Source organism: Paraburkholderia sp. BL6669N2 (genome assembly GCF_003387275.1).
In the GTDB taxonomy this organism is placed as follows: domain Bacteria; phylum Pseudomonadota; class Gammaproteobacteria; order Burkholderiales; family Burkholderiaceae; genus Paraburkholderia.
This window is the reverse complement of the sequence record NZ_QUNA01000001.1, coordinates 1,386,986-1,409,490: the sequence shown is the minus strand read 5'-3', so window position 1 is coordinate 1,409,490 and position 22,505 is coordinate 1,386,986. Positions and strand designations below refer to the sequence as shown.

General features: G+C 56.0%; 19 protein-coding genes and 1 pseudogene. 14 read left to right on the top strand and 6 right to left on the bottom strand.

What is annotated here, in order from left to right; translation table 11 throughout:
- Window positions 1–172: 172 nt before the first annotated feature.
- The 6 genes from B0G80_RS06380 to B0G80_RS06355 form a co-directional block, all read right to left on the bottom strand.
- A complete protein-coding gene (locus tag B0G80_RS06380; RefSeq protein ID WP_116117421.1) occupies window positions 173–1,627 on the bottom strand; it encodes an MmgE/PrpD family protein in 1,455 nt (484 codons plus the stop codon).
- A 77-nt stretch (window positions 1,628–1,704) separates the two neighbouring features.
- Window positions 1,705–2,559: an ectoine/hydroxyectoine ABC transporter substrate-binding protein EhuB gene (gene ehuB, locus B0G80_RS06375; protein WP_116117420.1), complete on the bottom strand. Its 855-nt coding sequence runs from the start codon at window positions 2,557–2,559 to the stop codon at window positions 1,705–1,707.
- Window positions 2,560–2,893: 334 nt separating this feature from the next.
- Window positions 2,894–3,595, bottom strand: coding sequence for a GntR family transcriptional regulator (locus tag B0G80_RS06370; RefSeq protein ID WP_243856931.1), 702 nt, complete (start codon window positions 3,593–3,595; stop codon window positions 2,894–2,896).
- A gap of 188 nt (window positions 3,596–3,783) precedes the next feature.
- Window positions 3,784–4,953, bottom strand: a complete 1,170-nt coding sequence (locus B0G80_RS06365) for a pyridoxal-phosphate dependent enzyme (protein ID WP_258878833.1) — start codon at window positions 4,951–4,953, stop codon at window positions 3,784–3,786.
- Window positions 4,954–4,956: 3 nt separating this feature from the next.
- The gene (locus B0G80_RS06360; RefSeq protein WP_116117419.1) at window positions 4,957–5,985 is read right to left on the bottom strand and encodes a succinylglutamate desuccinylase/aspartoacylase family protein; all 1,029 of its coding nucleotides are present in this window, start codon (window positions 5,983–5,985) and stop codon (window positions 4,957–4,959) included.
- Window positions 5,986–6,005: 20 nt separating this feature from the next.
- Complete coding sequence (locus B0G80_RS06355; protein WP_116117418.1) at window positions 6,006–7,202, bottom strand: M24 family metallopeptidase; 1,197 nt, start codon at window positions 7,200–7,202, stop codon at window positions 6,006–6,008.
- Window positions 7,203–7,420: 218 nt separating this feature from the next.
- On the opposite strand from B0G80_RS06355, the gene B0G80_RS06350 reads away from it, so the two are divergent.
- The 14 genes and pseudogenes from B0G80_RS06350 (at window position 7,421) to B0G80_RS06280 (ending at window position 22,451) form a co-directional block, all read left to right on the top strand.
- Complete coding sequence (locus B0G80_RS06350) at window positions 7,421–8,308, top strand: transporter substrate-binding domain-containing protein (protein ID WP_116117417.1); 888 nt, start codon at window positions 7,421–7,423, stop codon at window positions 8,306–8,308.
- A 28-nt stretch (window positions 8,309–8,336) separates the two neighbouring features.
- A complete protein-coding gene (locus tag B0G80_RS06345) occupies window positions 8,337–8,987 on the top strand; it encodes an amino acid ABC transporter permease (protein ID WP_106285449.1) in 651 nt (216 codons plus the stop codon).
- Entirely contained in the window at window positions 8,984–9,649 is a 666-nt protein-coding gene (locus B0G80_RS06340; RefSeq protein WP_116117416.1) for an amino acid ABC transporter permease, read from the top strand. Before B0G80_RS06345 ends, B0G80_RS06340 begins: the two co-directional genes overlap by 4 nt.
- A 63-nt stretch (window positions 9,650–9,712) precedes the next feature.
- Window positions 9,713–10,489, top strand: coding sequence for an amino acid ABC transporter ATP-binding protein (locus B0G80_RS06335; RefSeq protein ID WP_258878950.1), 777 nt, complete (start codon window positions 9,713–9,715; stop codon window positions 10,487–10,489).
- Window positions 10,490–10,706: 217 nt separating this feature from the next.
- A complete protein-coding gene (locus B0G80_RS06330) occupies window positions 10,707–11,852 on the top strand; it encodes a porin (RefSeq protein ID WP_116117414.1) in 1,146 nt (381 codons plus the stop codon).
- Between the two features lie 483 nt (window positions 11,853–12,335).
- On the top strand, window positions 12,336–13,148 hold the full coding sequence (locus tag B0G80_RS06325) for an Asp/Glu/hydantoin racemase (protein WP_116117413.1): 813 nt from the start codon (window positions 12,336–12,338) through the stop codon (window positions 13,146–13,148).
- A 120-nt stretch (window positions 13,149–13,268) separates the two neighbouring features.
- Window positions 13,269–14,156, top strand: a complete 888-nt coding sequence (gene ehuB, locus B0G80_RS06320; RefSeq protein ID WP_116117412.1) for an ectoine/hydroxyectoine ABC transporter substrate-binding protein EhuB — start codon at window positions 13,269–13,271, stop codon at window positions 14,154–14,156.
- A 345-nt stretch (window positions 14,157–14,501) separates the two neighbouring features.
- Window positions 14,502–15,683, top strand: a complete 1,182-nt coding sequence (locus B0G80_RS06315; RefSeq protein WP_220377443.1) for a PLP-dependent aspartate aminotransferase family protein — start codon at window positions 14,502–14,504, stop codon at window positions 15,681–15,683.
- A gap of 534 nt (window positions 15,684–16,217) precedes the next feature.
- Complete coding sequence (locus B0G80_RS06310) at window positions 16,218–17,636, top strand: MmgE/PrpD family protein (protein ID WP_116117411.1); 1,419 nt, start codon at window positions 16,218–16,220, stop codon at window positions 17,634–17,636.
- Window positions 17,637–17,760: 124 nt separating this feature from the next.
- Entirely contained in the window at window positions 17,761–18,537 is a 777-nt protein-coding gene (locus B0G80_RS06305; protein WP_258878832.1) for a hypothetical protein, read from the top strand.
- A 249-nt stretch (window positions 18,538–18,786) separates the two neighbouring features.
- Window positions 18,787–19,554: an ABC transporter substrate-binding protein gene (locus B0G80_RS06300; protein ID WP_116117410.1), complete on the top strand. Its 768-nt coding sequence runs from the start codon at window positions 18,787–18,789 to the stop codon at window positions 19,552–19,554.
- A gap of 318 nt (window positions 19,555–19,872) precedes the next feature.
- Window positions 19,873–20,046, top strand: a pseudogene (locus B0G80_RS06295) (transposase); the annotation flags it as partial.
- A gap of 688 nt (window positions 20,047–20,734) precedes the next feature.
- Window positions 20,735–21,505, top strand: a complete 771-nt coding sequence (locus B0G80_RS06285) for an ABC transporter substrate-binding protein (RefSeq protein ID WP_116117408.1) — start codon at window positions 20,735–20,737, stop codon at window positions 21,503–21,505.
- A gap of 250 nt (window positions 21,506–21,755) precedes the next feature.
- The gene (locus B0G80_RS06280) at window positions 21,756–22,451 is read left to right on the top strand and encodes a hypothetical protein (protein ID WP_116117407.1); all 696 of its coding nucleotides are present in this window, start codon (window positions 21,756–21,758) and stop codon (window positions 22,449–22,451) included.
- Window positions 22,452–22,505 lie beyond the last annotated feature (54 nt).

The following is a 22,505-nucleotide window of genomic DNA, read 5'->3' as shown; positions in this document are numbered from 1 at the left end:
AGCGAAAGGCCGCCTGAAATCTAAACGTTGAGGCGACAACTACCTTGAAGATTTCCGGTCGGCGTTTCCGGAGGAATGACGCAATGCCTATCGTCGAGTTGATGGTTTGCGATCGTCCTACAAGCGTCAATCAACTGATCGAGGAAAAACGCGAACAAAGATAGGTGGCGACCTATGAGGCGCGAAGCAGGTCGGTGAGGTCATTGAGCGCGTGCAGTTCATCGAGATGCATTATTTTCTCTACAACCTGTGATCCCCGTTGATCTAGCGACGTCCCCTTCACGTTACTAAGGAATTTTGCTACAACGTCTGCGTCGCTTAGAGGCCTCTGCCATTCGCCCGGCGCCCAACGAACGTTCGCCGAATAGGACTTACCGTCTTTCATATACGCGGTAACGGTCGACATGCATTGTTCTTTCTCGCCCCAGAACGCTTCTTCAGCCACCGGGTCAATTCCTACGTCCATCTTCGACATCGATGCAGTGATTTGAGCATCATTGAAGACGTCTGGCGAATACCAATCGCGGCCGGGTTCGATGGAGTGAAGTGCCATAGCAGCCACGTATTCCACCGAGAACTGAGCATCGAGCGCAGTTTTCGGCGCCCTGTCAGAGAACCACTCGACAATTCTTTCGAAGCAACGAATTTCAAGCTTTTCAACGTCATCTGGATCGATGTCATTGGCCTTTGTTATTTGAGACACCGCATCGATCGTCGTGTGAAGGAAAGCACAACTCGGAAACTTCTTCAGCATTACCTTTCTTGTCCGCCAATCCTCGCCCAGAGCCAAAGAAAACTGAGCTGGGTCGAATCGGTCCGATCCGATAACGCGTGCAAAGCCTCGCTCGGAATCACTCAACATGGCGAACGGACCGATGATACCTTGACGGGCGCAGAGCGCGGCATCGACACCACCCAACGCCATCTGGCCGTAGTTTGCTTTCAAGGCGTGCGCCGGTCGACCGTATTGGACATACCAGAGTGGTATGTTGGTGTTCGCGGCAGCATGCCCCAAGGCAGAGCGGAACTGCTCTTCCGTTCCTCCGGAGACCACCATGGCGGCAGCACCAGCCGCCACCCCATGCCACGCGTGATAAACGGCAAACCGTCGGTACGCTTCTGGGCTCGCGCGCGTCGCATCATGAACGCGAAGGCCCGCCTCATAGCCAGCCACAATACCGGCGAGCAGTTGCCTCGGCGTTGCCTTCAGTCGCTCAGCTACGGCCAATGCCGCAGGAATGACCGTTGCACTCGGATGACCGCTCGCAGTGTCCTCGTAGTCAAGAACGTCGGAAAGCCACCCGTTAATCTTCGCGGCGAGCGACGGATGGAACTGCAAAGAGGTTCCGGGGATACAGCATCCGCCACCTGCACTTCCGCAGTCGTAGGCGGCCAATATCTCTCTGCCTAATGCGGTTTGGGTTCCAGCGATAATGCACCCGACCGTATCAAGCGTAATGAGTTTGGCCATGTGAACGACGTCGGCGGGAATTTCTTCGTAAGTCAATTCTGCGAGAAACCGCGCCAGTACGCCGGCGTCGTGGTGAATCGGCTTGCTGGGAAAAAGGATGTGGTCGACGCGCGACGGGGATTCGCTTTGATGGGGCTGGCGGTCTGGCGCTTCCATAACTTGCCTTATAGATTGGAAGGGGAGGCCGTGGGCCAGCCTCCGAACGTTTGGATCAGGTGCTTGTTCGCCCACGCTTACTTGCACAGATCTGCCGCAGTCAGGTTCTCCGGCGGGAGATCCGTCTCCGAGAAGCCATACTGCTTGAGAATTTCCAGCATCTTGCCGCTTTTCCGAAGCTTCTTGAGTTCGGCGTTGTACGCATCACGGAAGTCGGCATCGGCCGGCCTGAAAGCAAGCGCCGGATAACCGTAGAGCGTTCTCCCGTCTGCGCTTACCGGCTGCGCGAATGGCAACGCACGCTCAATGTTGCCGGACGCTTTTGCCCAAACGCTGACGGTCGCTGCGGTTTCGACGACGGCGTCTGCACGGCCGGTCGTCAGCGCGGCAAGTTCAGTATCGTTGTCCGTGAAGGCACTTATTCGCTCTTTCGGGATGCCTGCGTCGATTGCATGCTGATACTCAACGTTTCCTCTGCCCGTTGACAGCGTTACGGACTTGTCCTTTGCAATGTCAGCGTAACTATGCAGGTTTTTTGGATTCCCTTTGTGAACCAGCAATGCGTCGCTCATCTGAATGTCGGGGTTTCCGAAAGCAACCAGCTTGCATCGCTCCGGCTTGATATACAGGCCGGCAGCAATGACGTCAAACCGCTTGGACAACAGGCCCGGTATGAGCGCCCCGAAGTCAGTCACGACCGCGTCGATCTTCGTGATTCCAAGCGGAGCAAATGCCGCCTTGAGGATATCGACGGTCTGTCCTTTCACGTCTCGATTTGCGTCAACGTATCCCCAAGGAGCCTGATTGAAGATGCCGACCCGTATCGTTCCTGTCTCTTTGGCCTTACTCAGAACTCCCTGAGCATGCACTGCTTGTGCGCCAAAAAGCGCCGCAACAACCGCGACCGTATTAAAAACCTTTCTCAGTCTCATGCCAGCGTCTCCTCAGTGTAGTCCTTGTGATGGTATATCAAGCATAGCTGGTATAACAGGTTTCGTCAAACGCAAGGGTTGTCGTTCGGCGGTCCTGCCAAGCCGTACGTAGCGCCTGCTTTTTTGAACGTCCCAAACAGTGGGGATAGCGCTGTGGGCGTCGCATCCGGTTGCGAAGGAGGTCCTGAGTTCAAGCATCAGGTGTGTTCGCTGGTCTCTCGATAAGGCCCGTAACAGGCGCATTGAGAGGTGGATTAGACGCGACGCTAAGGGCTGAGTTTGCACCGCTTACAGCTCGGTCGGATTCACGGCGTGCGACCGTCGGTACACCGTTTCAAGTGAATTCAATCCTGCACGCAAGCCGGTCAAACGGCGCCTGCAACACGCCATAGACTGTGACGTTGGGATCGCTCGTGACCATCTTGTAGAGCCGACGTAGTGTGGGGTAGCCATTAGGCACCGCGAATAATTCCTCGACGGCACCCGACGCCGGAGCGGCGTCGATGACGACGTGTGTCTTGACTACGTGGATCGAGTGCCGCTCCAAGACGTCTACGACGAAGTGGCCAGCAAATTCTTCGATGATCTGGTCACTCAAATCGGTGGAAAGATAGGTAGTGTCGTAGACTAGCGGTGCGTCGTCCGCCCATATCGTCTTTCGAACGCACAGCATGACACGGTCGGACGGTTCCAACGAAGCCATGGTCGGGTCAAGTATCTTCTCTCGCGTCACTGATATTGGACGAATGCTTGTGTCGTCGAGAAAGGGCTGCTTTACATCAAGCTGCCGCATTAACCTACGCTGCTTCTTGACGTAAGTTCCTTTGCCTGGTATTGACACGATTGCGCCGGCGGCCTGGAGATCGCGCAACGCACGTTTGACCGTAATGGTGCTAACGCCGAACTCTTCACTGAACATTGCCGTCGAGGGGATTGGCACATCCGGGTCATACGTTCCCGCCGTGATGCGGCTGCGAATCTCCTCCCGAACCGTTTCGTGAAGAGACAGCGAGGACTGCAGTTGGGATTTGTTCACTTTTTCTCCGTTCTTGCCTTCGATCGCCGCGGCTAGAGCAGCCGCAGCGTATCCGGTATCCCTAGTATACATGCTTGATACGGAGTCGGCGCGTGCGCTCAGCTTGGGACGCGGCGGCGCGTGCATGTTCTGCAAGGCAGGCGTGGGCGAATGATCAGCATCGACTAGTCCTTGCTTTCTCGCTGGACCTAAACCGTGATGGGTCTCAGCGCAGTTGTAAAGCTGGCAGGTTCCTTATAGCCATGCGATGTAGAAACGAGAACAACACGCGAGCTCGCGCCAATGTTGCCGTTCTCAACGAGTTGACGCAGTCCAGATAGCGGTGCGACGCTCGACAGTTCAAGGTAAAGCCCTTCGCGCGCCAAGGCCCGCTGATCCTCCAGCGCGTCCTCGTCCCTGACTGAGATCGCGGACGAGCCGCTCTCGTCGAGCGCCCGTAGCGTTTGATGGGTAACCGTGTTGCCACCAATGGAGCCCATTGCTGTATCACCCGAATAATTGCTTATCACCATGCCGCGTCCATGGTGCGCATGCGCTACACGAGGGTATGGTTCAACCGCATGGACTTTGGGAGTTGCCGCAAGCAGTCCTGCAGTCTGCAGGTCGCGGTAGCCTTTGGTGATGCCCCACAGCAAGTCGCCACGAGCTGTTGGCACGACAATGTCGGTGGGCGGCGCGTCGGATAGCTGCAGATAAAGTTCCAAAGCTATAGTCCTGTACCCGTCCACTCCGAACGGATTGCTGCCGACCGGTGGAGTCATGTAGTTCGTGGCCGGATACCAGTCTCCATTCCGGGCATGCCGTTTGATAAGCGTCCATCGGTCATCCGCGCTTTTCGTCGCGACGATTTCGGCGCCGTACATCTCGATTGCGCGGCGCCAATTCAAGCTGATGTCCGGTGTGGTTACCACAACGCACCGGAGGCCGGCCCGGCACGCGTAGGCGGCAACTGACGCCGCGGCGTTGCCGCTTGAAGCAACTGCGATGGTCTTGGCGCCTATGTCGAGTGCGCGTTGCACGATCAACGCGGCCATCCGGTCCTTGTGGGAGCCCGTTGGATTGGTGAATTCGTTTTTCGAGTGCAGGGCGCGTATGTCCAGCTCCGCGGCGACTCGCGGCAACGACGACAAAGGGGTCACGCCCTCGCCAAGGCCGGACGTGCCGGGATAGCATAGCCAGTCCCCGAGAGTCTCGAACCTGACTTCACGCGGAAGCGTCGTGTACCGAGGTGCCACGCTCGCGGGATTGCCGCTCGCGAGGCAGGAGGGACAGCCCTCAAAGTAATCGGCCACTGGATGCAAAGCATCGCAACGTATGCATTGCATGCCTCCGATGTTCGCGTTGAGAATGCTCTCCACCGCTCACCGCCGGATATCTGGTGAGGGTTCGACGTCTTCCAGGAGGCCACAAAGGCAGTCTCCGCGAACCGTCAGAGCTAGGTGGCGCTTAAAGGCAACCATTCCGCGACGGACGAACACAATCTCTGTCGGCGGGCTATGCGGCGCTTCAATAGAGTGCAGCAAGCCTGCGAGCTGTCCTTCATCTACCTCGTCGCCGATGTCGACCATGGGCTCGAAGATCCCGTCGCTGTCCGCATAGAGAAACAGGTCCATGTTGTCCCCGTTCATCAACCTTACCGGTCCGGGGGCTGGCACCTCGCAAGAAGGCAACATGCCGAGGTGCTTCAAAAGACGCAAGACACCCTGTTCTGCAAGATCCGACCCAGCCCTTCTTAGCGTCGCGGCCCCTCCTAATTCCGCCGTGATCACGGGCACCCCTAGTTGCGCAGCAGCAGCTGGGAGGGTCGTATTGCCGCCGCCACCGGTGCCGTCAGTGAACTCGGCGAAGGGCACTCCAAAGACGTCGAGCAGATCATGCAGTTTCCTGTTTTCGGATAACGTCTTACCGCCTCGAACCAGGGCGCAGGGAACGTAGTCGAGCGAGCGCCCGCCCGAGTGCAAATCGACGACCAGGTCGGCCATCGGAAGTAAGACTTCGGTGACGTAGTGAGCGATCATCTCAGTCGCCGTCCCGTGCGCGTGCCCCGGATAAACGCGGTTTAGATTGCCTTCGTCGATCGGAGATACCCTTCGGCCGGCCCGTACGGCGGGGAAATTGAGGGAAGGCAGCATGATCACTCTGCCTCTCAGGTCATGCAGTTGCAGCTGTCGGGACAGTCGCATCAACGCAACCTGGCCTTCGTACTCGTCACCGTGGGTACCTGCTATGAGCACCGCGGTGGGGCCGTCCCCATTCTTAAGGACAATAATCGGGATTGGAATCCATCCGTAAGCGGACGTATCCGTCGATATAGGAAGGCGCAGGCAGTCGACCTGCTTTCCATCCTTGCTGTAGTCAACAGGAGACCAAATGCGTGTAGTACCTGACATATGCGACCTTCGGAAGGAGATCAACGGATCACCGGAAGATTTTCCGGCGACTGGGCGCAAATGAATTCGACACCGGATTCAGTCACGAAGACGACTTCCTCGAACTGGAAAACTGCGCCATCGCGCTCGAGCTTGGGTTCAATATGGAGAACCATGCCTGGTTGAATTAGAGTCGTATCCGCTCTGGATAACGAAGGTGGTTCGGTCACGTCCAGTCCGCCTCCGTGGCCGATACGGGAAACGGCGCTATAGACCGTTCCGAGATCTGCTTCGCTCCACATATTCTCGAACCGTTTATAAACGTCCGAGCACCTCATGCCGGGGCGGATTGAGTTAATAAGGTCGAGCGTGAGAGAACGCACCGCCGCATAGGTATTACGCTCCCAATCGGCCGGCTCACCGGCGCGCGCGATACGGTTGCGGTCGGCCGGGTATCCGCCATAGGTGGCGCGGAAATCGGTCCAAACGTAATGGCCTTCCTGAAGCTTGCGCTGTTTGGCCGTGCGCGTGTAGTCGAAGTCACCACGTGAAAAAAGCATCGCGATAGGGTCAGCGCTTTCTGCGCCATTCAGATAGATCTGCGCCTGCATCAGGTAATACAGCTCATACTCGGGCATACCGATGTACGCCTGCTGGATGATGTGGTCCCAGGCGGTATTAACGATCTCGTAAGCAACCCGATTCAGCTCCGCTTCGGACCTCGACTTGATGAGCCTGACCTTCCAGATCGCTCCTGTGGCGCTTGTAACAGTCCCGCTGGAATCCAGCGCGCTAAGCGCCTCAAGCAAACCGAGTGAACCCCGGCCAAACATGTCCTGTCCGTAGTCGACGGCGATGCGGACGTGCTTGCCACCGGTCGCTGCCTTTATCCAGTCCGAGACCGAGGCCACCGCCTCATCAAGGTAGCCGTTGTAATAGACGGCGCTAAAAACGCGCGGTCTCATCTCGACCGTCCTGGCTTCTCCGAGGCTGCCAAAGATGGCGATGTCCTGCATCGAGACCACAGCAAAGATGGGACGAGCCTTATGGTCCCAGGACAGCTCCTGGTAGTCCGTGAAGTAGTCCACGTTCTTTTTGTCCGTCAGAACGATGATGTCGAGATTTGCCTCGCTCATTTCACGTCGGATGTTGGCAAGTCGCTGACGAAGCTCGTCCATGGGCACTGCAGGGGCAGGGGTACGAAACACGCTGGGAATGTTTAGTTGCGGCGCGGTCATTCTTTGTCTCCGAAAAAAAGGCGGGCGGAAGCCCAGCTATCACATACGGCTCAGATCAAGTCTTCGTCCTGGCAGCCGGTAGCGGCGTCAAGGATGCACAACACATTGCTGCACATCGAGCTCTTCGGGAAAACACTGCCAGCGCGCGACTTTTGTTTGCTTGACGTACCTAGCATACCAAGTATACTTCATCCGTCAACTAGGAAGAAGAGGCAAGCATGAATCTAGGGGGGACTGGCAGGGGGACGGCGGTACGTCTGGCCGTTGCAATGGCGTTGACGTGCGACGGCGTCTCACGCGCAAACGCCCAGTCGATCGACCGAAAAGTGCTGCGGGACGGCAAAATTACGATTGGTATTCACAACCAGGCGCTGTGGGGCTATAAAAATACAGACGGCAGCGTTGGTCTCGGCCCGGATATCATCCGCGCTGTGCTCGGCCCAATGGGGGTAAAGCAGATTGATTTCGTGGTCATGGACTTCGACGCTCTTATCCCCAGCTTGCTGTCCAGGCGAATCGACGCCGTCGCCTCGGGTCTCGCAATCACGCCGCAGCGCTGTCAACAGGTCGTTTTTTCAAACCCAGACCTGGCGATTGGCGACGCGGTGTTGGTCAGAAAGGGCACTCTCCTAAATGTTCATAAATTCGCCGACGTCGCAAAGAATCCGGCAGTCTGCATGGCCGGCGGACGCGGGAGTTCCGTGACCGAGCAAGCCGTTTCAGCGGGCATTCCAAAAGATCGGATTGTCTTGCTCAAAGACCTGGAATCGTCGGTCGGTGCGTTGCTCGCCGGTCGAATCGATGCCGATGCCGAATTAAGTGCGACAGTGATCAACGTCCTCAGGGATCCCAAGGTGAGCGATAAGCTAGAGCGAGCTACGCCGTTCACAGGGCTGGTCGCAAATGGCCGTCCAGTGGCGAACTATGCCGCGATCGCATTTCGACCAGAAGACGTTCAACTCCGCGATGTCTACAACAGCGGACTTACGAAGCGAAGGGTCGATGGGACCGTCAAGCATGTATTTGCAAAATATGGTTTCAGTGAAGCTGAGGTCGCGCCGGAGGACGTGACGGCGAAAAAGATCTGCGGCGCTAGCTATCGGTGAAACCGCACTTTTTTGACGGGAGGCCAGAATGACATTTCCAGAAGTTATGCTCGCGATTTACAAGGGCTTCGGCGTTACTGCGACGGTAACGATTTTCGCGCTCCTGTACGCCATTCCCTTTGCGCTTGTGGGTGGAGTCTTGCAGCATTTTTCCACGGGATTTCTTCGAAAGACTGTAACTGCGGTAATTGAATTATGGAGAAGCTCACCGGTGATCGTGCTTCTCTATGCGTTCTATTACTCATTGCCGGCTTTTGGCATCTTTTTATCGGGTATCACAGTGGGCGCACTTGTTCTAGGAATGAACTCTGGCGCCTACAGCAGCCAGGCTGTCAGAGCTGCGTTGCAGTCCCTGAGCCGGGGACAATGCGAAGCCGGTCTGGCTCTCGGATTGAACCGCTTCGATGTCCTGCGATTAGTCGAACTGCCTCAGGCTATCCGCGCAATGATTCCAACGTTCATCAACGACCTCATCCAATTGATGAAGGGCACTGCACTCGTATCCCTGATTACGCTGAGCGACATGACATTTCGCGCTAAGGAGATATCACAGTTGAGTTACAACCCACTGCTTATTTATTCGAGCCTGCTTTTAGCCTATCTGATCATTTGTTATCCGGTGACAATTTTCGGTCGCTACCTCGAAAGATTTTTTGGGACCGCACGGAGTCGGACATGACTTTCGATTTTGCCTTCGCTTTGCGGATCGTCCCGCTAGTATTAATGGGTATCGGCAATACGGTTTTGGTCGCCATTTTAAGCTTCATCGGCGCTCTTTTCCTCGGTTTTTTCTGGGAGATGCTGAGGCGATCGCATAAAGTGGTTCGGCCGGCAGCGCAATTTATCATTGATGCAATCCGATCAACGCCTGCGTTAGTTCAGCTCTATTTCCTTTTCTTCGTGCTCCCCTCGTATGGCATCGTGTTGCCAGCGATGTTTGTTGGCATCTTCGGGCTGAGTTTCTACTACTCAGGATATATGGCCGAGGTTTTCAAAGCGGGTATCGATGCGGTGCCAATCGGACAAAGCGAGGGAGCCAAGAGTCTCGGGCTTGCCTGGTTGGACGCGTTGTACTTCGTGATTGCGCCGCAGATGATCCGCAACGTCGCGGCACCGTTGGGGGCGTATGCCATTGCAATTCTCAAATCGACGCCTTACCTGGCTGTCATCGCCGTTCCAGAAATGCTTGGCAGTGCTATGGACGTCGCCTCGGACACATACCGATATGCCGAACCCATGCTTGTTGCTGGAATTCTCTTTTTGTTGCTTGCATTCATCGCAGTCTGGCTCGTTGCGAAGGTGGAGCGATATTTCGGGATTACCGTTCGGAACCACGGATAAAACCGGTCGCAGGCATATTGCCGGACCAGAGTCGTAATGGAGAGAGACATGGCATCTGAAGTGATGCAGCCGAAAACGCATTCTTTCGCACCAGAAAGAAGCGAAGGCGTAGCCGTACGTATGGAAGGCGTATCGAAGTGGTACGGAAGATTCCAGGTACTACGAGACGTCAATCTGGATGTGAGCTTCGGAGAAAAAATCGTCATTTGCGGCCCCTCAGGATCAGGCAAATCGACGCTGATACGCTGCATTAATCAGTTGGAGACGCACCAGCAAGGCCACATTTTCGTCGATTGCAACGAAATGCACGCGAAGATGAGGGGCCTGCCTAGCCTTCGACGCGAAGTCGGAATGGTGTTTCAGCAGTTCAATCTGTTCCCGCATCTGAAAGTTATCGATAATTGCACGCTGGCTTTGATGCGCACACGCAAGATGAAACGGTCGGAAGCGGAGGACGTCGCCATGATGAATCTCACGCGCGTTCGAATCGCCGACCAGGCGAAGAAACATCCCAGCCAACTGTCGGGCGGTCAGCAGCAGCGTGTGGCCATTGCCCGAGCACTGTGCATGAAACCCAAAATCATGCTTTTCGATGAGCCCACCTCGGCACTCGACCCCGAGATGATCAAGGAGGTTCTTGACGTCATGATCAACCTGGCCAACGACGGCATGACGATGATCTGTGTAACCCACGAAATGGGTTTCGCCCGGCAGGTCGCAGACCGGGTCGTCTTTATGGACAGTGGCCAGATTCTCGAATGCGCGGCGCCCGAGGCGTTCTTCGGCGCGCCCGAACATGCCAGAGCGCAGAAGTTTCTCAGCCAGTTGTCGCATGCATAAAGGAGCGTTCCAGTTTGTCCATGTTGTGTTGGTACGAGAGCATGTGACATTTGGTCTGGAGTTGCATTAATCCTTGAGCACTGAAGAGCCTGCTATGGGCGCACTCGTGATGCGCCCAGGGAGGGAGGCTCGCTCCATGCGTCCTCGGCCGAACAATGTTTGCAGCGTTGCATGAGCTTAGAACTACTAAGAGGCGAAGTACTACTTTGGGGTCTAGATGAAAAAGAAACTTCTTGCGGCATCGATTTCGGCCGGTCTGGCGATATCTGCACATGCACAAAGCTCAGTCACCCTATACGGGCTCTTCGACGAAGGGTTTGACTTCACCAACAACTCGTCCGGCAGCAAAGCGTATGAGTTACAAAGTGGCTATGTCCAAGGTAGTCGCTGGGGCCTGAAAGGCGTCGAAGATCTGGGAGGACAACTGAAGGCGGTGTTTCAGATAGAGAACGGGTTCGACGTGAACACCGGCCGTCTGGGCCAGGGCGGCCTGATGTTTGGGCGACAAGCGTTCGTGGGGCTCTCCAGTCCAACGCTGGGTAAGGTGACGCTTGGGCGTCAATACGATTCTGTAGTCGACTATTTCGCCAACACCACAGCGAATGGTTCATGGGCGGGCTATCTTTTCTCCCACCCTTACGACAATGACAACGCCGATGGCACGTTCCGAGTCAACAACACGGTCAAGTACACCAGCCTGGTCTACGGCGGCTTCCAGTTCGGCGGAACATACAGCTTTTCGAATGACGTCAACTTCGCGAACAACCGTCAGTACAGTATCGGAGCCCAATATTCCACTGACAGCCTTCTGATCGCGGCTTCATATTCCCAGGCGAACAATCCCTCAGCAACGGCATACGGCGCCGTCAATAACGGCGGAGACGAGAACTTCGTCGCAGACCGGGTTCGCATCTTCGGTGTCGGTATCAACTACACGATCGGGAGTGCAACGCTGGGCGTTGCTTACTCAAACACGGATGTCAAGAATCCGGTGTCGTCGGGTTACGTTGGCCCTATCGCCCCGACCGGCGGGAGCGCATCGAGCCTGCGGTTCCAAAACATTGAGCTGAACGCCAAGTATCAGTTCACGCCCGCATTCTATCTTGGAGCGATGTACACCTATACCCGCGCGACACTGCACACGGCCGCCGGTGAGAGTAATCCCAACTACCAGACAATCGGTTTCATGGCTGATTACTTTCTTTCGAAGCGGACTGACGTCTACCTCCAGGGTGCCTACCAGCACGTCGGTGGTGATACGACCGGTTCTGTCTTAGACGTTGCATACGTACCGGGCGCGAATGGTGTCTCGTCGACTCAGAATCAGCTAGTGGTCCGCGCCGCAATACGCCATAAGTTCTGAAAGTCTTCGTGGCTCGATGTGGCGCATGCTCGACTGTTAGCCGCCGCGGCTGTTCTCGAACGCCTGCGGTGGCTAGTCGAAGATGAAGCTTTGTGCGGACATGCTTGTGCGGACGTGCGCTAGCGGCCGAGCGCCGGGAAGCGCGTGAGCGACAGGAGGCGACTGCCCATGAGGTGCTCGCTTTCCAATCACCAACGACGACGCGAACGCGCTGTTCGGGTTGACATTCCTGGTATGCTAGGTAGAGTTTATAGTGCGTGCTCGGAGCCTTTGATAGTGCGAAGGAGTCGCAAGCCCGGGCAACGCACCGTGTTCGTGAAGGCACGAATCGATGCGAGGCATCGTCGGAGCTGCTTGCACGATGCGCTCCGGTACGACGGCGCGATATGGATCCTTCGAAAACTCTTTCCACGCGGACGACGACTCGGACCAAACATCACTTGCGTCTTTCAGTTACATGGTTCTCTATTGTGAGCAGACATCATGCTTGAAACACACGAAAAATCCGGCGGCATGTCTTGGACCGCTATTCCCTACCGGACGGACGCAGGATTCGGCGCACGGGCGCAGATTGGTATGGTTGTGATCGACTGCGATCAAACGCTGTCCCACGAAGCACGTGCCATGTTGGCAATCCCCGGTGTGGCGCTTTTTGAAAGCCGGATATCGTCGTCGCCGGACGAGGAGAGTCAACCGCTATCGGAAGACCTTCTGGCGGACACGTTCGACGGCATCGAGGTGGCACTTCGCCAAATCAACTCCCGGCGCGCTTCAGATGTGGTGGCGCTTGGTTGTACGTCAGCAGCGATGGTAATCGGTCCCGAGAACCTGAAGCGTTGCGTACGCGCTATTCACCCGAAGGCGGAGGTGACGGATCCTTTCACCGGGATCCTTTCAGGTCTGCGTGCTTTTGGCTCTGCTCGGGTTGGCTTTATATCGCCATACCCGAAAGAAGTCGCCAATATTGCGATTGAAAAAATTGAAGAGGCGGGATTTCAGGTGAGTGCGGTGGGCGAGTTTGACGATGGCCATGGCACCGTCAGAGATGATGCACCGTTTATCTCGCCGGATAGCATCGCAGATGCGGTGCGGCAGATTGTCAGAAGTTCGGACGTGGACACTATCGTTATCTCGTGCACGCAGATGCGGGCAGCCACCATCATCGAGGATCTGGAAACGGAGACCGGCAAGGCGATTGTCACATCCAATCAGGCGCTATGTTGGCATGCGCTGCGTCTTTCGGGGTGTGAGGACATTGTACCCGGCTGGGGGCGCTTGTTCCGGACCGCCATTTGATGAAGGGCGACCGGGGTCGGGACGCCGCGGCTGGCAGTCCACGTCTGTCAGTAATTCGCGGACTTCAATAGATCATTCGAAGGTATTCCATTGTTTGGAATCGACAGGAGTTGGATAAACATGAAGACAATAGACTTGAAGCGGCGCATGGTAATGCTCGGATTGGCATTCGCAGTTGCGACAACGACGATGGTGCCCTCTGCTAACGCGCAGACGCTGAAAAAAAAGGTATCTGAAGAGGGCGAGCTCACGATCGGGATTGCAAACACGTGGCCTTGGGGAGTGACCAGTAAGTCAGGTGAAGTTTCGGGCATCTATCCTGACGTGATTAAAGCAGTGGTCAGTACGATGGGGGTTAAGAAAGTTGATTTCGTCGTCATGGACTGGGGCGCTCTCATCCCCAGTCTTCTGGCAAGAAGGATCGACGTTGTCGCCGCAGGCCTGTACATTACGCCGGCGCGGTGTGAGCAAGTTATATTTTCCGATCCGGTCGACTCCAGTGGCGTCACTGCTATCGTGAAGAAGGGCAATCCCTTGGATCTCCATGGGTTTGATGGAATCGCAAAGAATGCTCAGATTCGAGTAGGCGATATTCGTGGCGACTCCACAACGGCCGATGCGGTCGCGGCGGGTATTTCAAAAGAACGCATTCAGATGTATCAGGACAATACCGCTGGTATCGCCGCTCTGCAGGGAGGCCGGATTGATGCCTTGTTGCTGTCCAGCGGAACCGTGGCCGGGCTCCTCAAAGACCCCAGCCTCGGTGGACTGGAGCGTGCTGTGCCATTCAAAGGACTCGTCGTGAATGGACGAGAGAAGAAGGACTCTGGCGGGATTGCCTTTCGGCCTGAAGACACTGAGTTTCGTGATCTGTTCAACAAAAGCCTGGCACAGAACGAATCCAACGGTGCCATCAAAAAAATCATGCTGAGCTATGGCCTCACGGCGGAAGACGTAGCTCCGAAGGGCCTCACGGCGAAGGATTTCTGCGGGCAGTTCTACCGATAGTGTGGCCGGTTTCCGCCAGCTTTAGCAGTGGTCGATCTGCAAACGTTAGTAAGCAAGTTCGCCGGTTGCAGATCGAGACTAACGGCCGTCGCATCGTGATTGCAATCGCCCGCCAGTGCGGCAACCAGGCGCGGCACGCGGGCAACGCGACTACTCTTGAGAAACCGTGTCCGCTGCGGGCGACAAATTTCGCGAATTGCGATTTCCTGGAACGTGGACACGCCGTCAGAAACCGGTGCGCGACCTGCTCGATGTCTTCGCAAGGTGCCTGGTTGTTCGTCTAGTCTCCACAGTCCGCTCGAGGAGCGGTGCACTAATTTTCTCTTGACGCATGTAGGAAGTGAAATGACTGACCAGGTTTTTGAACCGTCGACAATGTGTGTGCATAGGGAACTGGCGCAGATAGAAGGCTTCCGGAGCTTTTCCACGCCAGTGTACCGCGCATCAACGATTGTTTTCCCGGACGCACAAAGCTACCGTGAACGCGGCCTTCGATTCCCAGATGGATACAGCTACGGTCTCATGGGAACCCCGACAACTCGGGCGCTCGAGGGCCAGCTCACGCAACTCGCGGGCGGCGTTAGGTCCGTCCTGGTACCATCTGGGCAAGCTGCAATAACCGTAGTGATGCTGACCCTGCTGTCCCAGGGCGACCATGTTCTTATTCCCGATAACATCTATCCGCCCGTCAAGCAGTTCGCGCAGGAGGTTCTATCGCGCTATGGTGTGGCGTTTGATGTTTACGATCCCATGAACTTGCAGTCGCTTTGTGATTTGGTAAAAAGCGGCCAGACCAAACTTATTTGGATGGAGGCACCCGGTTCCACCACGATGGAGGTCTGCGACATGCGGTCCATCGTGCGAGTTGCAAAGGAATGCGGCGCGTGGACAGCTTGCGACAACACATGGGCAACCTCGCTTTTCTGCAAGCCTTTATCCTTTGGCGTCGACATCGTCGCTGAAGCGCTAACGAAGTATGTAGGCGGACATTCGGACTTGCTGCTCGGCGCGCTGAGTTTTGCATCGATGGATGTTTACGTGAAAGTGCGCGAGCAACTGGCGAACCTGGGGGTAGGCGTGTCGCCAGATGACTGCTCTCTTGCCTTGCGCGGCATCGAAACCATGCCTGTGCGTCTGGCACATGTAGGGTCGATCGCGCTCGACTTCGCCCAATGGCTAAGGAGCCACCGCAGCGTCGCTCGCGTCATTCACCCCGCGTTTCCCGAGTCTCCGGGGCACGAGTTCTGGCGGCGAGACTTCCGTGGAAGTACGGGCGTCTTTACGATTGAGCTTCGGTCGCGAGACGCCTCTCTTGTCGACCGCGCACTTGGTTCTCTTGAGCTGTTCGCCATTGGCGCCTCATGGGGGGGGACTCGTAGCCTCCTGGCGCCAATGTCGCTTGATGGTTTACGCAACTACGGGTCTGACAATCCGGATGCGATCTACTTGCGCATCAGCATCGGACTAGAAAGCCCCGTGGACCTTTGGCGCGACATTGAGCGGATGTTGGCATTCCTGTCGTCCTGATTAATCGAAAAAAATCGCCCCGGACCCCACGGTAGTGGTTTGGACGAGCTAGGGAAGTTACCGACGCGCACCATGGCATAGCTTAAAGACGCAGATTTTGGTGGGGCCACGCAACGTTGCTACACGGCATGGGCTCCTGTAAACCGCAGGGCAGCTTCGGCGCGCGTCGAACCAAGAGTGGGTTTCCCGGGACTAGGCGAAAAGAGAGCGAGCCGAGCGAAGCGGTGGGACGGTTCTCATTCGACATCTTAAGTATTTGCTGCACTCTGCGAATTACTGTAACTAGCCGATGTCGTCATACCTCGCCGTTTCGATGTCTGGACTGGAAGCCATCTTCGAAACCAAAAAAAGCGCGGTTCGGAACCTTCAACGCCCTTCCGACGACGCGGGGTGGCTGTTTCATCGCCGGCCGCGTCACTAACTGAGCTCCAACGCTGTTATTGACAGCGATATGGTCCGTGGTATGGTATAGTTGGCATACTAGGCATATTCAAATAGCTCTTGCGCAGGCGTTATCAACGGAGAATCAACGAAATGTCCACAGCTTCAACCGCTTCAACGGTTTCGACAGTCGGCGTGCTGGCCCGCTATGTGTGCAACTTGAAGGCGGCCGACATTTCCGGCGCGAACAAGCACCGCGCCGCACTGTGCGTCCTCGACACCTTGGCCGCTGCTGCCGCCGCGCTCCATTCGCCGAGTGTGGTCGCGGCGCGTGAGGCCACCATCGATCTGTTCGGGAAGGGAGATGTGCCCATCTGGTTTGACGGCAGACGTACAACCGCGGCCGGTGCGATTTTTGCCAACAGTTCTGCTGCGGCTTTCCTGGATATGGACGATGGGCAGATCGAGGCTTGGGGACATCCGGCCGCAGCGGTAATTCCCGTGGTCCTGGCTCTTGCCGCCGAGACCGGAGCGTCCGCAGACGACGTCCTGGCTGCAATCGTTGTCGGCTACGAGGTCGGAACCCGGATAAAGGCCGCACGTGGCAGTCACGGGCAGCCACTTGAGCACGGCCAGACCGGCGTCTGGACCGGCTTCTGTGTGGCCGCTGCGGCCGGCTGGCTACTCAAGCTTTCTCCTGAACAGCTGGCAAACGGCCTGGCGTTGTCGGGCGTTTATAGCCCTAATCTGATCGCTACGGGATACACCCGCCAATTCGGGGGAGATGTACAGGAAGGGCTCCCTTGGAGCACCGTGGCGGGCTATTCCTCGTTGATCTTGGGCAAGCTGGGGCATATCGGCTTTGCCGACATTCTCGATCACTTACCCTTTTACAACTCCCGGCGCATCCTCAGAGGGTTAGGCGAGGAGGAGATGAAGATCAACGGGAACTATTTCAAGCCGTACGCGACATGCCGACACTTCCACGGCGCGCTCAAGGCACTTGAAACGTTGGTCTCCCAACATGACATTAAGCCGGCTGAAATTACCGCAATCAGGGTCAACATATTCGAATATGCGCTGAAGCTGTCCAACAAGACGCGCCCAGAAAATCTCTCCGATATCCAGTACAGCATTCCCTTCAGCATCGCTGTCATGGCTATGTTGGGCGCCGAAGCGCTCATGCCAATCGACGAGTCGTTGATCGGTCGAGAAGATATTTGCGCGCTTGCCGAAAAGGTTGAAATCGTCCCGAACGCCGAATTCAGCGCCCAACATGCCTACGCGTATCAACACCTGCCGCAGCCGGACGAAGGATCACATCCGGACTTTGAGTTCAATAGCGTAGACGTCGTAACCACCAGAGGAACGTACTCGTCGCCCAAGGTAACGCCTCCCTATGGCCCGGACGCGCCGATGTCGGTGGATGAACTGAAGGGCAAGTTCCGGATGGCAACGCGCTATGTACTGGATCACAGGGAGCAAGAAGACTTGCTCCATGCTTTCGCAAGTCTCCTGAACGGCGAAATCGCGACATTGCTCGAGGTGACGGCCAGACCGGTGGCCAAATAGGCCTTTAACGGCGTGGTCTGAAAGATAAGTGCGGCGGGTGCCATGGAGCTCGCCGCTCAATTTAGTTTGAGATAGCTAGATTCTGGCCATGAGAAAAGTGGTTGTTGAATCAGCGACTCAGCGCATGGATCAAGTGAAAATGTCCCGACACGAGTCCAATAATAGCGAGATAGAAACAGCGAATTTCGATGAGAAGAGGCCGTCTTTGGGGGTCATCATGCTGGATCCCGACGGCTCACCCGATAAACGGTCGGAAAACGCTGATAACGCCGTCGTGATGCCGTTCATGGTGGACGACCCGGCATTGTGGCCAGTGCCGCTGCGCAAGACCGTCGCCGAGGGTGCGGATGCTGTATCCAACAAGGTTCCGACTCCCGAGGCCGCCCGTGGCATCCTTCAAGCGGCTCGGCGGCTCGATGGACACACCGACCTCATTATCGGCAATTGCGGCTATATGTGGGCCTCCCGCAAACACCTTTACGGACAGACGTCGACGCCCCTGCTAACCAGCGCGCTTGAGTTTCTCGATCTTGCCCTGCGCATAACCAATCAGCCGGTCGGAATTATCACTTGGGACGCCACGCCACTCGTGCCTCTACTCGCTGATCAACCCGGCTTTGAACGTCTTCGCTGCGTGAGTATCTGCGACCTACCGGATTGGGCGAGCTGGGGCTCAGATCCATGGGCCAACCAAGAGCCGTGCAGATGGAGCAAGGAGCGCATGGCTCAACAGTTAGCTGAGCGTTTGATCAAGGCGTTCGGCAAAGACGGGGTGTTGAATGATGTCGGCGTTTTGCTGCTGGAATGCACATTGGTCCCGGACTTCCGGAAGACCATCCGTACGGTGACTTCGATTCCAGTGCTCGACCTTCTGCATTTCGCCAAAGCAGCTCTCGAGTAGTCTCACACGGAGGATCTGGTGCAGTCGGCAGCGATCAGGTCCAGCTCGTCTGAGTCAGAGGCAGTTTGATCACAGCCGATATTGCAGTCGGCATCTTTTATTATAAATGACGGAGACACTGATATGAGAAGTACCCCTGTTCAAGTCCCTGCGTGGCTCACATTGCGCCAAAAGCACTTCCAAAACGCAGCCTGTTTTAAGTGAATCAGGTTAACCAAGCCATAAATATCGATCCATAAAGGAGCCGAGATGAAACATCTGGTGACCTACACCGTACTTTGCTTGCTGACGTCTTCTGCGTTTGCCACAGATACTCTGCGCTTCGGCATTGAGGCAGACTATCCGCCGTTTGAATATAAGCTACCGAGCGGGGAATTGACAGGCTTCGATATTGATATCGGGAATGCCGTTTGCGCGCGACTGCAGTTAAAATGCATGTGGGTTGAAAATTCGTTCGATGGGCTCATTCCGGCCTTGATGGCGAAGAAGTTCGACGCTATCAATTCGGGTATGTGGGACACCCCACAGCGCGAAAAAGCAATTGATTTTACATCCGTCATTTACGCGACCCCGATGCGTCTGGTGGCTCGCGCGGACAGTCATATCTTACCGAACGCAGAATCGCTCAAAGGCAAGCGCGTCGGGGTTCAGCAAGGCGGAACTCAGCAACTCTATGCAGAAGCGAAGTGGGCACCGAGTGGCGCAGTCATCGTCACATATCCGAGTCAAAGCGCGGTGTTCTCGGACTTGGCAGGTGGCCGAATTGATGCTGCTTTGCAATCACAACAAAGCGCGGAGGATGGTTTCCTGAAAACGCCTGAAGGCAAAGGGTATACCTTTGTTGGTCCAGGTCTGCTCGATGAGAAGATAAGTGGTCGTGGAGTGGCTTTCGGCGTCCGCAAGCAAGATCAGGTACTGAAAGTCCGTCTCAATGAGGCGATTGCCTCGTTGAAAAAGGATGGAACGCTCGATAAGATTGCAAAAAAGTACTTTCAATATCAGGTTGTCACGCCCTGACCGTCGTGCCATGGCTCGCGTGACTTCGCCCGGACTTCTCAAGTCTCCAAAGCACCGTTCTAAGAGCGAGATCTTACGGAAGCACGGGCGTGCCTGCGAGCAAACGTTAGACAGGTGAGGCGTCGGTCATTGATGATGCGTTGAGTTGAAATTTGTTTCGCCGGCTTCGCAGCGGGAGCTATCGCCACAGCCCAGCTGAAGTCGATCTTGCACGAATTCGGTGAAATGAATCAGTTAGAATAACGAAATATCCATCGGCGGATCAAGCTAGCCTGCTAGCGTGGCGTGGATGATCGGGCGCGTTTTGGCCGCGTGAACTCCGGGTTGACTGGCTATTGTCGGGGGTTGATGCTCCCGATCCAGCGCAAGAGTGTCGACCCGCTGGCGGCGCATCTGGAACCTCAGCGCGTGAGCGCACGGCATCAATCGCTTCATCACTTCGTCTCGAAGTCGGAATGGTCCGACGCGGAGTTATTTTGTTACGTCGCGCGCAGAATGGCAGGTCATTGCGCGATTGCCCCGTGTGCGACAAGGGCCACATGGTCCGCATCGAAGGCGGTGTGCCTGGCACCCTCTCTCCACCTGATCCCAGCCATGGACACTGGCCGGCATCAGCACCAGCCCCCAGCACGTTGGTCTTCCCCATGCAGCTGACGCAAACCGACTCGTTCTTTGCCGTCTGCGCACCATCACAATGTCGCGAAACTCCGCACTATCTGCTCGCTGACCCTCCCATTCTCACTGTCTTCGCGCGACCGGTTGTGCCAGACCACCCACATTTGGCATGCGATGGCCACCCCTCGGGTACCGCAAATCACCGCGCCGTTCATTCAATGCCCACCATAGAAGTGAACGCTTGCGGAGCGGGTTAGCACAAGCGATTTTTATTTATCGCTCGCGGACCGATCTCGCCGGCTCCCAACATCCATCTGACGCCTCGACCGCTAAACAAAAAATCCTCTGCAACATGTGGCGCGATACCTATGACGCGTTGGAAATACGGTTGACGAATGGTTGATATACCTAGTATTCTGCATTACAAGCACGCACAAGCTTTGACCTAGGTCGATTAGCGCACCGTGCGATGCAATTCCAATGCGTCGGGTAAGACCGTCTGCCGTTTGACCCGAAAGCTGGCCTGAATGTCCTGATATCTGGCCTATTCAATAGTGAGGCGGTAATGAAAGCAGTTGTCCTGCTCCTGCTGGCGTCAGTGATCTCCGTTTGTTCTTATGCAAATGATGTGTCAACCCTTCGATTCGGGGTGGATCCCACATATCCGCCATTCGAGTCCAAGGATGCAAGCGGCAAGCTGGCGGGGTTCGAGATCGACCTCGGTAACGAAATTTGCACTCGCATCCACGCGAAGTGCGTCTGGGTTGAAAATGACTTCGATGGAATGATCCCTGGGCTCAAAGCACGAAAGTTCGATGCAATCATGTCTGGAATGACCGTAACCGCCCAACGCGCAGAACAGATTTCATTTAGCGACAAGCTCTGGAACTCGTCACTTCGCCTTGTGGCGAAAAAAGGCTCCACTGTATTGCCAACGCCCGAGGCACTGCGTGGAAAGTCCGTTGGCGTCCAGCAAGGTACGATTGGAGAAACTTACGCGAAGAAGAATTGGGCGCCGAAAGGAGTGGCAGTCGTCCCATATCAGAATCAGAATCTCGTCTACGATGACTTGACGGTGGGGCGCCTTGACGCGGTGCTGATTGGGGACATTCAGGCGCAACTCGGCTTCCTGGGAACGCCTCGTGGTGCCGGCTATGGATTTGTTGGCGGCAAAATTGGCGACCCGTCCAGCTCGAAGGGGAATGCGATCGGTTTGCGCAAAGACGACGCAGCGCTCAGACAGAAAATCAACCAGACGATCGCTGATCTGAGAAAGGACGGAACCTACGAGCGAATCGAGAAGAAATACTTTGCCTTCGATGTCTATGGAGAATGATGCGACCAGCGGCGATCGTGAATCTGCGACCGGAGTCATTTCGGTTCGAAGGCGATTCCGATCACCGCGGCGCGGGGCGCTTTGAATTCCGCTGAGTGCAAAGAACAGCCGGTCAGAAAACCTATGCGCGTTCGTGACTGACGTATGCGTTCGGCGGCCAGGATGCCGGAGGCCAAGCTTTCGATGAAACATACAGACATCTCAGGAGAGCCGTTGCCTAAGCGGCGGTGGATTGAATCGGAGTGGGCACATGAATTGGCTGGGAATTCTTCATCTTGAAACTGAGGACGCGGTATTGGAATCGTCAGTCGAACTTGAAGCGCGTCACGCTGTGATGCCGTTCAGCGTAGGGGATCCATCGTTTTGGACGGTGCCATTCCTCAACGAGATAGCGACCGGTGCGGAGCCACAGGGGAACAAGGTGCCGACTGACGCGGCCAGCCGTGGGATCGTGGATGCGGCGCGACGGCTCGACGGTAAGGTTCAACTAATCATCGGTAACTGCGGGTTCATGTGGGCGTCACGTAACGTCCTTTACCGGACGACGTCGGCTGCAACGATTACTAGCGGGCTCGAGTTCCTCGACGTGGCCTTGCGCATCACCGGGCGTTCCGTTGGCATCATCACCTGGGACGTTCAAGCACTTAACAAGTTGTTGAGTGGCCATCCCGAGCTCGAACGTATTCGCCTGTTGGCTGTTGGCGACTTACCAGAGTGGCAGAAGTCATGGACCTATCGAGAACCTGCCGATTGGACGAAGGAACGCATGGCCGACGAACTTGCAGAGCGATTGTCGGAAGCGTTCGGCGAGGGCGGAGTGCTTCGTGACATAAGCGTACTGATATTTGAATGCACGCTCGTACCGGACTTCCGCAACGTCATTCGTCGATTCACGGCCGTCCCCATTTTTGATCTTCTTCAGTTTGCGAAGGCCGCCTTGGAGTAGGTTGACACAGCATTCCGGCCCGTCGAAGTTTGAGGCGTGCTGGCGCAGAACGCC